The 14,453-nt window shown below is 51.3% G+C and carries 16 protein-coding genes and 1 tRNA gene; 7 read left to right on the top strand and 10 right to left on the bottom strand.

All coding sequences use genetic code 11. From position 1 onward, the window contains the following. Nucleotides 1-80: 80 nt before the first annotated feature. Nucleotides 81-2,000: a DEAD/DEAH box helicase gene (locus tag McpCs1_RS01460; protein ID WP_338095471.1), complete on the bottom strand. Its 1,920-nt coding sequence runs from the start codon at nucleotides 1,998-2,000 to the stop codon at nucleotides 81-83. Between the two features lie 89 nt (nucleotides 2,001-2,089). Here McpCs1_RS01460 and McpCs1_RS01455 point away from each other — a divergent pair, with 89 nt between their 5' ends. The 3 genes from McpCs1_RS01455 to hdhA all read left to right on the top strand — a co-directional run bounded on the left by McpCs1_RS01455 (nucleotide 2,090) and on the right by hdhA (nucleotide 5,041). Then, nucleotides 2,090-3,193 (top strand): DUF362 domain-containing protein, encoded by a 1,104-nt coding sequence (locus McpCs1_RS01455; protein WP_338095470.1) that lies wholly within the window; start codon nucleotides 2,090-2,092, stop codon nucleotides 3,191-3,193. A 188-nt stretch (nucleotides 3,194-3,381) separates the two neighbouring features. Beyond that, a complete protein-coding gene (locus McpCs1_RS01450) occupies nucleotides 3,382-3,954 on the top strand; it encodes a hypothetical protein (protein ID WP_338095469.1) in 573 nt (190 codons plus the stop codon). A 286-nt stretch (nucleotides 3,955-4,240) separates the two neighbouring features. Continuing rightward, a complete protein-coding gene (gene hdhA, locus McpCs1_RS01445; RefSeq protein ID WP_338095468.1) occupies nucleotides 4,241-5,041 on the top strand; it encodes a 7alpha-hydroxysteroid dehydrogenase in 801 nt (266 codons plus the stop codon). Nucleotide 5,042: 1 nt separating this feature from the next. Here the strand turns inward: hdhA and McpCs1_RS01440 are convergent, their stop codons facing one another. From McpCs1_RS01440 to McpCs1_RS01405, 8 genes are all read right to left on the bottom strand, one after another. Then, nucleotides 5,043-5,765 (bottom strand): glucose-6-phosphate isomerase family protein, encoded by a 723-nt coding sequence (locus tag McpCs1_RS01440; protein ID WP_338095467.1) that lies wholly within the window; start codon nucleotides 5,763-5,765, stop codon nucleotides 5,043-5,045. 49 nt (nucleotides 5,766-5,814) lie between these two features. Beyond that, nucleotides 5,815-6,651, bottom strand: a complete 837-nt coding sequence (locus tag McpCs1_RS01435) for a sulfite exporter TauE/SafE family protein (protein ID WP_338095466.1) — start codon at nucleotides 6,649-6,651, stop codon at nucleotides 5,815-5,817. A 10-nt stretch (nucleotides 6,652-6,661) separates the two neighbouring features. After that, nucleotides 6,662-7,765, bottom strand: coding sequence for a TIGR04084 family radical SAM/SPASM domain-containing protein (locus McpCs1_RS01430; protein WP_338095465.1), 1,104 nt, complete (start codon nucleotides 7,763-7,765; stop codon nucleotides 6,662-6,664). Between the two features lie 4 nt (nucleotides 7,766-7,769). Then, a complete protein-coding gene (gene pscS, locus McpCs1_RS01425) occupies nucleotides 7,770-8,948 on the bottom strand; it encodes an O-phospho-L-seryl-tRNA:Cys-tRNA synthase (protein WP_338095464.1) in 1,179 nt (392 codons plus the stop codon). Then, entirely contained in the window at nucleotides 8,945-9,124 is a 180-nt protein-coding gene (locus tag McpCs1_RS01420) for a hypothetical protein (RefSeq protein ID WP_338095463.1), read from the bottom strand. Before McpCs1_RS01420 ends, pscS begins: the two co-directional genes overlap by 4 nt. A 73-nt stretch (nucleotides 9,125-9,197) precedes the next feature. Then, a complete protein-coding gene (locus McpCs1_RS01415) occupies nucleotides 9,198-9,557 on the bottom strand; it encodes a helix-turn-helix transcriptional regulator (RefSeq protein ID WP_338095462.1) in 360 nt (119 codons plus the stop codon). Between the two features lie 5 nt (nucleotides 9,558-9,562). Further along, on the bottom strand, nucleotides 9,563-9,796 hold the full coding sequence (locus McpCs1_RS01410) for an LSM domain-containing protein (RefSeq protein WP_338093869.1): 234 nt from the start codon (nucleotides 9,794-9,796) through the stop codon (nucleotides 9,563-9,565). 323 nt (nucleotides 9,797-10,119) lie between these two features. Further along, on the bottom strand, nucleotides 10,120-10,620 hold the full coding sequence (locus McpCs1_RS01405; RefSeq protein WP_338095461.1) for a TrpY family transcription regulator: 501 nt from the start codon (nucleotides 10,618-10,620) through the stop codon (nucleotides 10,120-10,122). Nucleotides 10,621-10,802: 182 nt separating this feature from the next. Here McpCs1_RS01405 and McpCs1_RS01400 point away from each other — a divergent pair. Both McpCs1_RS01400 and McpCs1_RS01395 read left to right on the top strand, forming a co-directional pair. After that, nucleotides 10,803-10,887: transfer RNA gene (locus McpCs1_RS01400), tRNA-Leu, on the top strand. Between the two features lie 91 nt (nucleotides 10,888-10,978). Beyond that, complete coding sequence (locus tag McpCs1_RS01395) at nucleotides 10,979-11,236, top strand: hypothetical protein (RefSeq protein ID WP_338093867.1); 258 nt, start codon at nucleotides 10,979-10,981, stop codon at nucleotides 11,234-11,236. 20 nt (nucleotides 11,237-11,256) lie between these two features. On the opposite strand, the gene McpCs1_RS01390 is transcribed toward McpCs1_RS01395, so the two are convergent. Next, a complete protein-coding gene (locus McpCs1_RS01390; protein WP_338095460.1) occupies nucleotides 11,257-12,120 on the bottom strand; it encodes a methanogenesis marker 8 protein in 864 nt (287 codons plus the stop codon). 58 nt (nucleotides 12,121-12,178) lie between these two features. On the opposite strand from McpCs1_RS01390, the gene McpCs1_RS01385 reads away from it, so the two are divergent. Together McpCs1_RS01385 and McpCs1_RS01380 are read left to right on the top strand one after the other, a co-directional pair. Then, a complete protein-coding gene (locus McpCs1_RS01385) occupies nucleotides 12,179-12,910 on the top strand; it encodes an acetyltransferase domain-containing protein (RefSeq protein ID WP_338095459.1) in 732 nt (243 codons plus the stop codon). 50 nt (nucleotides 12,911-12,960) lie between these two features. After that, complete coding sequence (locus McpCs1_RS01380; RefSeq protein ID WP_338095458.1) at nucleotides 12,961-14,451, top strand: methanogenesis marker 14 protein; 1,491 nt, start codon at nucleotides 12,961-12,963, stop codon at nucleotides 14,449-14,451. The last annotated feature ends 2 nt before the right edge of the window (nucleotides 14,452-14,453 follow it).

Here is a 14,453-nt window from a genome sequence, read left to right as displayed (position 1 = left end):
TCAAACGGATAAAGCTAGTGCTCGAACAGATTTTACATCTTTATTCGTGAATTGAAATAGATCAATCTAAAAAAAGGGAGTTAGTAGTCGTCGTCGCTGCCGTACATTCTACGGTCGCTTCCACCACTACTGCCGCGGCGGTCTCCGCCTGAGCGATAGTTGCCGCCGCCGCCGTTACGGTTGCCGTAGCCTCCGCCATTACCGCCGCGGCGGTCTCCGCCTGAGCGATAATTGCCTCCGCCGCCGCCATTGCGGTTACCGTAGCCTCCGCGGCTGTTGCCATTGCCGCTTGGTCTGCGGTCTCCGCCGCGGTCATTGCTGCGGAAAGAACGGCTGCGTTCCTTCTCCTCTTCCTCACGTTCTGATCTCGGCGTTGCCGTCTGAATCTCAAGCTCCTGACCGCGGATCGTCTTCTGGCTCATCGTGTTGAGAACAGTCGTCGCGTGTTCGAGCGGAACTTCCACAAACGAGTAGTTGCCGTAGAGATCGATTCTGCCGATACAGCTTCCCGGGATATTACACTCGCCTGCAAACGCGCCGACGATATCCTTTGGCCGGATCTGCTGATTCTTTCCAAGCGTGATTCTGAATCTGACCATACCGGACTCTGCGCCGGTATTTTCAAATGAACCCGGCTCTCCAGCCGGAGCTGCTGCATAGGATGCAGTTTCGCCGGACTCGGATGAACCGTTCTTGCCGGTATCAAGGTGCATCTTCAGAAGCGCTGCCGCGACTTCGATGCTTGTAATCTCGGCCTCGTCCTCGGTCTCGAGCAGCTGCTCAACCATCGGCAGATACTTCTCAAGGTTTCCTGCTGTGATAACAGTTCTGACCTTATCAAGGAACACCTGCATCTTCATCTCGGCAACATCGTCAAGCGACGGCAGAGGTGTCTTTGCAATCGTGATCTTTGCATACCGCTGAATATCGCGGAGCTTGTAGATCTCACGCGGAGACACAAACGTCACCGACTTGCCGGCTCTGCCTGCACGACCGGTTCTGCCGATGCGGTGCACATAGTACTCCACATCCTGCGGAACATCATAATTGAACACCATATCAACGTCATCGACATCGATACCGCGTGCCGCAACATCGGTTGCGATCAGAACATCAATCGATCCTGCGCGGAAGCGTGCCATGACGCGGTCGCGCTGCATCTGTTTCATGTCTCCGTGCAGGGCTTCAACAAAGTAGCCGCGTGCCTGGAGTCTGCTCATCAGATCGTCAACCGTTCTCTTGGTGTTACAGAACACCAGAGCGAGTTCCGGATTGTTCATATCCAGCAGTCGGCTGAGTGCCTCAAGCTTGTCGCGCTCGCGGATCTCAATGTAGGTCTGCTCGATCTGCGGAACCGTCAGTTCGCGGCGCGTGATCTTCACAAACTGCGGGTCGCGCTGGAATCTGCGGGTGATGTCCAGAATCGGTGCCGGCATGGTTGCCGAGAACAGAATTGTCTGGCGGTCTTCCGGCGTATTGTGGAAGATCTCCTCAATATCCTCACGGAAACCCATGTCAAGCATCTGGTCTGCTTCATCAAGCACGAACATTCTGACCGAATCAACGTTCAGTGTTCCACGCTTTAAGTGATCAATAACTCTTCCGGGGGTTCCGATAACAACCTGAACAGATCCGCGGAGCACCTTAAGCTGCCGATCAATCGGCTGTCCGCCGTAAATCGGAACCACACTGAGTCCCTGTTTATATTTCATCAGCCGGGAAAACTCCTCGGCCGTCTGTATTGCAAGTTCCCTCGTGGGTGAAAGTACTAATGCCTGTACCCTTTTATTCGCCGGATCAAGTCTCTCGATAATTGGAATCCCGAACGCCGCCGTTTTCCCCGTACCCGTCTGAGCCTGCCCTGTTACATCGTTCCCCTCAAGAATCTGCGGAATAGCCATTGCCTGAATCGGTGTTGGCTCCTCAAATCCCATGTCCTCAATCGCCTGAAGAAGTTCTCCAGAGATTGTGAACTCTGCGAATGTTTTCGTATCCTCCATTCGCAATATAATAGGTTGTTTAAGGATATAGTATAGTGGGTGACCGGCCGTAATCCCTATTCGTAGGGAGCGCCAAATCAATTCATTATATGGAGGATGTCTACATCGCCCGCGCAGGAGCACTTTCTGCCAAACGTAATACCGATAGCAAAATCCAGGCGTTGTGCAATGCCGCAGGTCTTGAGAATATGGTCTCTCCCGGAGACCTGACCGCAGTCAAAGTACATTTCGGCGAACGCGGGAACGATGCGTTTGTAAGCGCGCTGCATGTTGCAGAAGTTGTCAGGCAAGTGAAGGGGGTCTTTGCCAAGCCGTTTTTAACTGATACCAATACTCTGTATCTCGGCGGTCGGAGAAACGCGATTGATCATGTAGAGACTGCTCTTACTCACGGATTCTGTTATACGGTGACTGACTGTCCGGTGATTATTGCCGACGGACTGAAAGGCACGAATGAAAAGCTGGTCGAGGTGTACGGAAAACATTTCGAGTTCGTAAAAGTTGCCGCAGATATTGTTTCTGCTGATAGTATCGTTGTCGTCTCTCATTTTAAGGGCCATGAGGTTGCCGGGTTTGGTGGCGCACTCAAGAATCTCGGCATGGGATGTGCATCAGGCGAAGGAAAACGCGAGCAGCATACGACACGTCCGTTCATCAAAAAAGATGACTGCATTACCTGCGGTGCATGCATCAATGCATGTCCTGAGTTCTGTATCAGCCTTGCTGAGAAAGAGATCGCGATTGATCTCGAGCACTGCATTGGCTGTCTGATGTGTATGAACTGTTGTCCGAAGCATGCGATCGATATCGACTGGAAGGATGACGGTACGATTTTTGTTGAGAGAATGATTGAGTATGCGGCGGGAGCTGTTGCGAACAAGATCGGCAAGGCATTCTACATCAACTTCCTGACGAACATTACACCGCACTGCGACTGCACTCCCTGGAATGATATTCCGTTTGTTCCTGACATCGGCATTCTTGCGTCACGTGATCCGGTAGCGCTCGACAAGGCCTGTTATGATCTGGTCAACGAGGCTGAAGGTGTCTACGGCAGTCTGCTGCCTGATCATCATCACTGCGGTGAGGAGAAGTTTACCCGCGTGTGGCCGGGAACGCAGCCTGAGCTGCAGTTCAGTTATGCAGAAGAGATGGGGCTCGGGCGATCCGAGTACCGGCTCAAAGAGATCTGATCAAAGATCCTTTTTCGCTATCTCTTTTTTCGGTCATTGATCATATTTCAGCCCGCAAAGTAGTAAACAGGCCACAAACATGCATTTCGTGAGATCAATGACAAATGTTGGGTGTCAATAAAAGATTTAGACAGGGAACAGATTCCGAGAGTGAATTTATATTGTCACTCCTCCCACCAGTAAATCAGATGAAAATACGTGGGATAACTGTTCGTGTGCCGCCGCTTTTGTTCGCGGTCACGGTGTTTTTTGCAGCAATGTGTGCCATGATGTACGGCTCGACGAAGGACTGGGCATATATCTACGTCGGCGCTCCGCTGTGTGTGCTTCTCATATGCATGCCACTTGCCATGAACTATCTGACGGAAAAACAGGTTTTGGAGCAACTCCCAGGCCTTAAAGCCAGAGCAAAATTCACTCGCGCACGCCAGATATCTCCTGCGATGCTTGGCACGCCGGTTATTGTGGAGGGAAAAATTCTCAAGGTCTCTGGAATCCTCATGGGAAAGCCAGTTTATCTCATCTCAGACCCGACCGGTCAGATAATTGTGAGGCGTTTTGCCCATCCCGACCCACTCGTCGGTGTCGGTGCGGTTGTTGAGATTATTGGAACCATTGCGAGAAAGATCAGCGACGCTAATGCGATATATGTCAATGCGGTTTCCATCCGCCCGATCAAACAGCTTCGTGCAGACTCTGCGGAAACAACACAGGTGTCAACCGAGTCCCAGGAAAAAATCCATATCAAAAAACTTCATTAACTTTTTTTATCTGAAACGCGAATCGCATGCCGAAGGCCTGCTCACCGCTTCGCGGAATAGCACGAATGAAAAAAATATGCATATCTCTGAGCGGAGAGATCAGTTCAAAAATACGTAATTTTAGTAATTAATCAAAAATCGCCATTGGCGATTTTTTTATTCGCGCTATTCGCGTTTTAAAATTTCACCATGCTCATTCACCATTCACTCGCTTATTTTTTCGCGGTATCACATCAGCGATGCCATCGCCAAAAACTATATCAGAAATCGAAAGAGAGTATCCTTCATGGCAGCACCTGTGAAAAAACTCGACGGCAAAGTCGCAGTAATCACTGCGTCAACAAAAGGCATTGGTCTTGAAAGTGCAAAGCTTCTGGCAGAAAACGGCTGCACCGTCTATATTGCCGCGCGATCCAAGGAACTCGCAGACGAAGTTATCGCAGACATTATCTGGACAGGAGGAAAGGCAAAGTTCGTTCGCTTCAATGCCCGCGAGCCTGCAACCTACACCACCATGATTGAGGAAACGGTCAAAGCAGAAGGCAGGCTTGACATCCTCGTAAACAATTATGGATCAACCGACCGGACCCTTGACCTCGATCTTCTGACCGGAGACACGGACGCATTTTTCCATATCGTGCAGGACAATCTGCAAAGCGTGTACCTCTCAAGCAAGGCAGCGATTCCTCACATGATCAAAAGCGGAGGCGGAAGTATTGTCAACATCTCATCGATTGGCTCAATCAGCCCTGACATCTCAGGACTCGCCTACTGTGTTGCAAAGTCTGCGGTCAACACACTCACTCAAAATATTGCAACCCAGTACGCGAGATATCATGTTCGCTGTAATGCAGTCCTGCCAGGAATGATCATGACAGATGCGCTCAAAAATAATATGACGAACGAGTTTCAGGACTCGTTCCTGCGTCATGTTCCGCTGAACCGTGTGGGGGAGCCCGAAGACATCGCAAACGCGGTGCTGTTCTTTGCAGGCGACGACTCCTCGTACATCACCGGACATATTCTGGATGTCGCAGGAGGGTTTGGCATCCCGACACCCATGTACGGCGACAACCTGATGAGATAAATCACATCCTCTTTTTTGCCGCAGAGTACTTGCCAAGGACGTTCATGTACTCTTCCGGCCTGTTCATAATATTGAGCGTGTCCCCGGAACCCACAAGATCGTACAGACTCCTCCCTTCGCCAAGTCCGACCTCAGGAATCGGTTCAGGCAGCATCACATGCATCGGAATAGGATCGCCGTACCGCGGATTTGCAACCCAGCCCTCTTTTTTCATGTAATAGTAGGCTGCTCCACACATCTCATCGATCTCGCCATACTCACTGACAAAATCCGTGGAGACGAGATTTGCCATCACCAGATCCTCGCGGCCCGGATTGATAGTCACATGACCGTAGCCCGGAGGGATCAAGACAGTATCTCCCGCATGCGCAGGAACCAGAAGCACGTCCGTGTGATCGCGGCGCTGGAGAAGATAGTAGGCAAACCCGCACAGCACCTCATAGACCTCAGGATAAGGAAGGCCGGCAGGATTTTCCGGATGATAGTGACCTTTTGTTTTGGTGTACTCGCCGTTGTAGACGCCCGGTGGTATTCTTGTAATATCGTATCTGAGATGATGGCGTTCGAGCCATGTGTGATCTCCGTGCGTTTTGTAGAGATCACGGTACATATAGTAGAGCGGGGTTGCAGGGTCAGCGCTTGGAGGGCGGGCAAATACGTTTGCCATATCGGCAACCGTTCGGACGCCGGGCTCCGGTAGGGCACCTGACCAGTACTTTTTCATGGAATACATATATTGCACGCATCATATAAGGACAATCTGTCCTGACCATTCACAGACCGATCAGTTTGCCCACAAAAGAGAAGACGCCAAGCATGTCAAGAGCGATAATTATCATCAGCACAACAAAGATCTTTTTCAGAAGTTTGTCAGGAAACCTGCTTGCATACGCTACGCCGATGAGTGCCATGGGAACAGCCGTCACCGCAAGGATCGCCCACATCACGAGATCCACATATCCGATCAAATAAAATCCGTAGGAGGAGAGGTTCACGTGAACGGACAGACCGTTCACCACATAGGAGGTAATGCCGCCAAGCGTGATGAGCACAATTGCCGCAGCTGATGTCGCAACCGCATACCGCATCTGATACTTTCCAAAAATTGTCAGCAGCGGCACGACGACCGTTCCGCCGCCGATGCCAAGAAGGCCGGACATGAATCCGGCGAAACCGCCGATGCCGACTCCCGCAGGAGTGGACAGCGACCGCGCGTCACCTGACGGAAGAGCGGTCACCATGCGAACAGCTGCGATAATGAGCATCAGACCGAACAAAAATGTCAGCATCTGAACCGGAAGATGGGTTGCAACCGTGCCCCCAATATAACCGGTCACAATTCCTGCGATCCCGATGATCATCGCGTCACGCCAGACAACATTTCCTTTTCTCGAGTGACCGAGCGCACTGGAGAGAACGGTCGGTAGTGCCACGGCAAGGCTTGTACCGAATGCAACGAGAATTGAGGTCTCAGGATCAACGCCTGATGCTTTCATCACAAAATACATCACCGGTGCAAAAATAAATCCGCCCCCAACCCCAAGAAGGCCGGACATAAATCCGGCAAACAGACCGGTTGCAATTAAGAGGCAGAGGAGAAACGGTTCCATGTGATTCTCCTCACGGGATGATCTCACATCCATTGTAGCGGGTGTGGGCAAATGATTCCCGCGTAAGTTTTCCTTCATCGATCATGGTTTGCAGGCGTGGAAGCTGCGACGCAAGTGCGTCGTGCAGGGCATGGACCGTGTCGCAGACAAACGTGTAATTTTCGCGCCAGGGCCGAACAATATTTGAGTAGAGGCACCGACCGCCGCAGAATCCATAGATATCGCAGGACGGACACGGCTCCTGAATCTGAATCTGCGGCAGGTTCAGAGGAACAGCTGAACTGATATGGCCTGCATAGTAATCTGCCATTCCGACCATAATCGGGCACGGCGCAACCCAGCCGTTGGTCATGATGCTGTAGTTGGAGTAACCTGACCCGCACCGAAGTCTGCTTTTTCCTCCAAACAGCATGTCCTCGGTTGTCGAAAGAAACGGATACCACTTTGGAACAGTGTTCGTCCGTTCGATTCGCGAGACCCACTCGTCCACGAGTTTTACGATGCCTGCGTTGTAAGAGTCCTTCCACTCGGAAAATCTCCGGTGCGAGTAGTCGCCGGTAAAGTCCGCGTCCATCTGCCAGTGAATCGAGGAAAAATGATCTGCGAGATGCGTTACGCTCGCAAAAATATCCGTGTCCTCGGCAACCGTCATGCGGGCAATCAGCTCGCCAGTATATCCGCGGCCACGGATAAGATCCGTGACGGCAATAACGCGATCATAGATGCCGCAGCCGCGGTGTCCGTCGGTCAGCTCGCGGCAGCCGTCGATCGAGATGAGAATCGTCTCGAATTTATTCGCGTACGCAGGCGGCAACTCGCCAAGTCTGGTGCCGTTCGTCTGAAGCATGAAGCGGCTGACCGGCGCATGGTCCATGATCTCGGTGACGATGTCGGCTCGCAAGAGCGGCTCTCCCCCGATGAAGGTCAGCACACAGTCAGGATCCTTCGCAAGAAAACGGTAAAGGTCTTCAAGCGGATAGTCAAGGGTTTCAGCAATGGTTTCATCGATCGTACCAGGAGTGCCTCCTGCCGGATCCTCCTCCTCAAACATCTTTGCCCGGCAGTAGGAGCAGCAGAGGTTGCAGTCATCGGTTACAATCAGATGAAAGAACATAATTTTATGCGACCCTGAGACCGTTTTCCTCGGCGATATCGAGATAGGTTTTCGCAACATACTCGGCCTGTTTTTTCGTCATGCCGTAGGTGTTGAACTTCCAGACTTTGGTTGCGCCGGGAATAATGCCGGTGATGCCCTTTTTGCCAAGCGCGCTGGAGAGGAAGAAGCCGCGCTTCTTATGCGTCTGAGCAACCACGTCAAACGATCCGCTCGTATCAACGCGGGTGAGTGTGTGCTTTCTCGGATACTCGGAGAGAATTTTGGTTCCTTCGATCGATTTCAGCGCATCAACGATTATTTTGCTGTTTGCCATCTCAGAATCAAACTGCTCGACCCGCGCCTTCACCTTCGGGAACGATGCAAGCATGCCGACAATCGGTGCGCCCATCAGCGAGCACCCGATGATGCCGACCTCTTTGATGCCGAACTTTCTGCCGGTGAGGTCGCCCGTCATCTGCGTTGTTCTAAAAACCTCTTCGGCGCGCTCTTCGGTTGCCGCAAGAACTCCGGAGGGAGCAGGAGCCGCCATACTCTTGTGACCGGAGCCGACCACAAAATCAACACCGAGATCTTTTCCATTTACCTGCATCACGCCGACCGTGTAAACACCGTTGTAGAGAACCGGCACATCATACTGATGAGCAACTTTTGTCACGCCACGCACGTCATGCATGTTGCCGAACTGGTAGTCAACATGATCGATATAGAGAAGTTTCGGCACTGTGCCGAACTCGCGGATGACATCCTCGATACGGTTTGCCGTATCATCAGGAGTGATATGATTGTCTGCGGTTTTGGGGATCTCGCGAACAATACCGCGACAGATCTCAACCGAGAGGTAAGAGGTGTAGTGCGCCAGAGCGCCGATTAAGACCGGGTCGCCTTTCTCCACATACGTTCCTGCAACCTGCTGGAATGCACGACGGGCCCCTGGAACCGTTCTCGCCTGTGCCATGCCGAGCCACTCGGCGAGTTCCACATGAAACTCCTTTAACGGAGGATTTTGAATATAGTCAAGACGGAACGGTTTTCGGCAGTTGTCACAGACCGAGTAGCCGTCGCCCCAGGCAATAACCGCCTTCATTGCTTCAGGGGTCAGTCTCCCTGCAACCTGAATCGGATCCAGATTGATCGCGGTCTCTTCCACCATGCGGGCGTCGATGTTTGCCGCGCATCTCATAAGAGCTCCTCCTCAAGGATAGCTATCTGTTTTTTGACCGTGGCCAGATATTTTTCTGCGGCAGTTTTTTGTGCATCGTCAAACTCGTGGGAGGGCGCAGTCTCGCGAAGGAGTGCACGTATATCGGTTAAGGAAAACAAAGCAGTAAAAAGAGCTTCCGCGGCTCGCTGTGACATGATGTACTACATCAACGCCGGCATAAAATAACATATCGATTAGGAAAAAAGAAAGGTTCGAGTGAGGAAAATATTATTCCATTTCCGAAAAGACGAGTTCGTAAACCCAGTCTTCGAGCATTTTACAGTGCTCAACATTGCACTCTTCCTCGCATGCAACGCAGGGAACAATTGTCTCGCCTGCCATGAGAAGCATCGGATCAATTTTTTCATCTTTTCTGGCTATTTTGACAAGGTAGGTGCGGACGCCGTCTCTGCGGCACTCTTCACGTTCAATGTATCCGCCGTCCTCAAGTTTCTTGAGGACGCGCGAACACGCTCTGCTGTCAACGCCAAGATCTTTCCAGAGTTCGCTCTGCAGAACACCCTCCGGATTTGCCCGGATGTGCGTAAGTGCAGCGACTTCATTGTCACTCATCTGGGGTGCTGTCATGAGATTTAGTTGATTGGGGAGATGCTCAGGATGTTGTTTCCGCGGATGACAACCGTGCCGAGATTTCTACGGGCGGTCTCGCTGACCTCGATTGCTTCTTCAAGGTGAAGATTGAGGTACTCGTCCACTGCAACAAGGCGTCCCTCAAACCTGCGGCCTTCGTCCTTAATCTCGACAGAGATCTTGGAGTCTACAAGAGAGTTGACCTTTTTTATCGGAAGGACAATACTGGATACCATATCCTTATCGTTCGTCACTGAAACTAATTAATCTGATTGTTTATCGCGTGGTGTGTCTTTATGCCCGGGCAGCCCACGAAAAATCAGAACACGCGGAAATTTCAAAGAATAGGACTTGCTTGTCGGCGAATATTTTGAAACGCGAATAACGCGAATAAAAAATCGCCAATGGCGATTTTTAAGGAAGGATTTAGTGATTTATTATTAGATAGAAATACCCCAGAGAAACGCAAATATTTTTTTTGAAAAATCGCCATTGGCGGTTTTTTATTCGCGCTATTCGCGTTTATTATCATCAGTGGGTGGTGCTACAGTGTTCCTGCCTACAGTATGATCGAAGCGACCGCAGGCAGTGCACGAAGATCTTCGATCGCAGCTGCCGGAAGGGTTCCGTCGATGATGATTACCAGCCGCGGGGACTCGGCGATGTAGGGGTCGGTCACAAAGATCTGGCGGAGCGGGAGGTCATGCGAGGCAAGGACGGCGACGGCTGACGCAACAATATTTTTGTCGCCGGCATTTTTCGGTAGAATGGTCACAACCGAGAGCCCGAGATTTTTTGCAACGTCGGTGATATCAGGAGTGACGCGGAGGTGGAAGAAGGTCTCACGGATGTCATCCATCTCAAGAATTCTCTTGACGGTCGTGTCAACAACGCGCCGGTCAACGTCAACAACGCGGGCGACAGCGGTTGCTGAGATCTCAATACCGTTGACAGCAACTTTTCCGGATTTACTGACACCAAAGCCGCTCTCCAGAAGAAACTTGACAACTCGCTGCTGCGACGGAGAGTCGGAAAATGGTTCGAGAATGGTACGCCACATGTACAAAGTTGTGTATCGACGAATGTATTTATACTATCCTCTGCGAGCGACCTCATACTGATTTGCGGCAGCAGGGAAACCGGAAAAATCCGAAATCCCTGAACATCAGTAGATTTATTAACCAGTATGACCCACATGTATAGGTCGCACTGACAGACTCGAAATGAGTTTTCAGCCAGAATGCGAGGGTAGCCAAGCCAGGTCAACGGCGCTAGCTTGAGGGGCTAGTCTAGTAGTAGTTCTTGGGTTCGAATCCCATCCCTCGCACTGTTTTTCAAAATATTCTCTGTATCAGTCCCTGACGTTTTCGTCTGCAATCGACATTTATAAATATCCTCGACGAGGAGTATCAGTTATCATGTTTCAGAAGTACGAGACAAAACCCAGCGGACTAATCTTCGGAGGAGTGTTCGCGCTCATCCTCTCAATCTTCGGACTGCAGGCATTCAATAACTATCTCCTCACGACGTCAGAAGTGATCATGAATGAGATGTACATCACCATCGCAGGAGACATCATCGGCATCGCAGTCGGACTGCTGGGTCTTGCAATGCTCATCTCCGGCATATACTACGCAATAAAGGCGCGAAAAGAGCCGAAATGTGAAGATCAATAAAAAAATATTTTTTGGTTTTTTTAGATAAGCGGGTCAGGGATGCTTCCCATATCGCTTACCGGCAGTCTGGTGTTTTTCACAAGAATCGGCTGATCGGTTTCAATAAGCCGGTCCATGATGATCATTTTTCCGAGCTTTGACATGGCAAATACCGGAACGCCGACACCGCCCTGCACGAGTGCACAGGAGGCTGCTGCCTCGCGGACATACTTTGAGGCGCAGGAGAATACCAGATCCGAAACTTTCGCAAGACGAAGAGCGTCTTCAAGAGAAGCGACCGATGAGGTGTGAACTGCGATAATCAGGGCGCTTGGGTAGGACGCGCGAATCTCTTCAGCGAGTTCATGCTGAAAACCTGCGACGGTCACCGCCACTTTGGTCCATCCCATCTCTTTTGCCTTGGCAAGTCCTGCAAGTACATCCATTGCGCCGGTCTGTTTATTGATAACAATACCGCCTGCCGCTTCAATTCGTGCGATTACCTCTGGATACGGAGTGGTTGAAACAAGACCAGACATTCGTCCGCCGATGCCCTGTACAAGTTCCGGAGACCTGACGATGACGGTGCCGGCACCATCAGATGCAATAACCGCAGCCTCAATCCTACCGGTCCGAAGACCGGTGGTCATCAGCTCTGATGCACCGAACAGAACAAAGGTTTCCTTGTCAAGGACCTCACGGTTTTTCGTGCACATGCCAAACTTGCTGATGCGGGCAGTGATGTTGTCCGCGACTGCTGCAGAGGTGATCGGGTCCACCGGTTTTGCAAACCGTTTCGCCAGAGGACATGAATGAATTTTTGGCTCACCGGTCTCTACGACAACACCGTCGCGGATTACCACGCGGGTCATGCCGATTGCTTCGATAATATGCTCGTCAGTCATAAGAACTCACTTTCGGTGAATACATATGGACTCCCGAGAAACATAAAGGCAGTTAACCATGGCGCGGTACTGGGAACTTGATGCGGCACGAGGAGTTGCGATTCTTCTGATGATCGCATACCATATTTTTTTCCAGCTAAGTTTTTTTGCGCCAACGATGATTCCCTGGTTTAATCCGTATGTGATGACAGGAGCCCCTATTGCATTTTTGTTTGTGACGATTGCAGGCGCTTCACTTATTCTCTTCACCGCAAAAGAGGCGAACATTCCAAAGGCCGCAAAGAAAATGTTCGTCCGCGGCCTCTACATTCTCTGCTTTGCAGCAGTTATCACAGTCGCGTCCTGGATTCTTTTTCCTTCAGAGACCGTGGTGTTTGGCATCCTCCACTTAATCGGCTGCGCAACCATTCTTGCCATTCCGTTTGTAGTTCTCAAGATATCGCCAAAGATCACAGCAGCGTTTGGTATTGTGATCATCGCAATCTCGCCGCTTCTCTCACTCGTCAGGGGACCTGCAATTCTGATTCCATTCGGCATAACTCCGGTCGGGTTTGCATCACTTGACTACGAACCGCTCATTCCCTGGTTTGGGGTGATGCTTGTTGGTGTTGCTCTTGGTATGATCTTCTATAAAGGCGGCGTGCGGCAGTACTTTTTGCAAAAGTTTGGCGAGATGCCGCGTGCGGCGTCCCCCCTCGCGTTCTTCGGCAGACACTCGCTCATCATTTATCTGATTCATAATCCGATCATCTTCGGCGTGCTTGTGCTTGTGGGCATTGCACCGCTCTGAGATTGGGGATGCAAACCTATTTATCAATCAGAAATAGTACTGTCTGTAATATGACGGCAGGTTTTTTTGACCGATTTACCGCGAAGAAACCGTGGATTGTGGAGAGTATTCCGCCACCGGTTACCGGACACGGAGCGGGAATGAGCATTCCCGAATACAAATCAAAGCCGTATTTCATCGTTGCATCCGTTGAGATGGGAAATACGACTACCAAATGCATCCTTACCGGAACCGATCTTGAAGAAGGACGGTCCTATGTTATCAACAAAACCGTCTCAATGAGCCGTGACGTCAGGCCGCCAAAGCCGGGGGAACAGGTGTTTGGAACGACCCTGGACGGAACCGAACTTACCCGGGAGTCGGTCACCGAACTCGTGAAAAACACGCTGATACAATGCCACCGCGACGCTGACCTGACCATCAAGGGAGATCTCGACTTCGTGGTGCGCAGCACAGGAGTCGTTGCCGCAATGGACTCGCCCGATCAGGTAGGGGATTTTATTGTGGCTCTTGCAAACGGCTGTCTTGAGGCAGGCGTTCCTCCAAGAAAAATGACGCCGCCGATGGGCAAAGATAATCTGCCGCCAAAGCTCCGTGAGTTCAGCTTCGCAGACAGATTAGTCTTCACCGGTGCGGTCGCAGGCGTCACGCCGCCTGCTGGAGCTTCCGGAGTTGAGATGGTCGCAAACGAGATGGAAGGCGAGCTTGCGATGGCAGGAATCAAAGAAGGAGCCAAGTGGACGCCGGTTGATTTCCGCAACCCCTGCATCTCCATGGACTTCGGTACAACGCTGGACGGCCGTATCACGAGCGATGTCGATCCTGATGCAGCGAGTCCGTTCGCAAAAACGATCGGAAACTTCTGTGGTCTTGCGGGAGCAATTCCTGACGCGATCATCAGAGGAACAGGTCTTGTGGACAAAAAGAAGGGAACAGCACTGGATCTCTTCGGTGAAACCTGCAAGCCTGCGGCGAACCGTGCCACAAAGAAGGCGATGCCGTATGTGGAGCGGTGCATGGCCATTCTTGACATCACCGAGGTTCCGGCAGACCGCAAACATTTCGGTAAAGTACCAGTCTGCGCAGACGTTGCAAAGGCTTCGGGAATTTATCTGCTTGGCGTTGATGTGGGACACGATGGCGACAAAATTCCTGAGCTTGAAGCAATTGGTGCTGAGCTTGCGAAGAATGAGAGCAAGGATGTTATCCGTGAGGTCGTTGACCGGCTGTGTGCAGCAGTCGCGCTCAAAATCATTGATCTCTGTATGGAGAGAAATGTCCTGCCGCCAAACAGCTCCATCGGTTTTACGGGCCGCGCCATCATCTCAGGCAACAAGCCGCAGTATATTCTGGACGGAGTGACCGAACGCAATCTCTACGATGATCCGGTTACCCATCTCGTGTTTGTTGATGACGGTCTCGCTCGCGGCGCAGCCCTTATGGGAAGATGTATGAACAGTCTCGGCCACCCGAAATGTCCGATCGGGGGAGTCCGCGGCGGAAAATGTATTATGGCAAAACGCCAGAAGATTGGGAGGTAATG

The sequence above is a fragment of the Methanorbis rubei genome, assembly GCF_032714495.1.
In the GTDB taxonomy this organism is placed as follows: Archaea; Halobacteriota; Methanomicrobia; order Methanomicrobiales; family Methanocorpusculaceae; genus Methanocorpusculum; species Methanocorpusculum rubei.
This window is presented reverse-complemented; position numbering and strand designations above follow the sequence as displayed.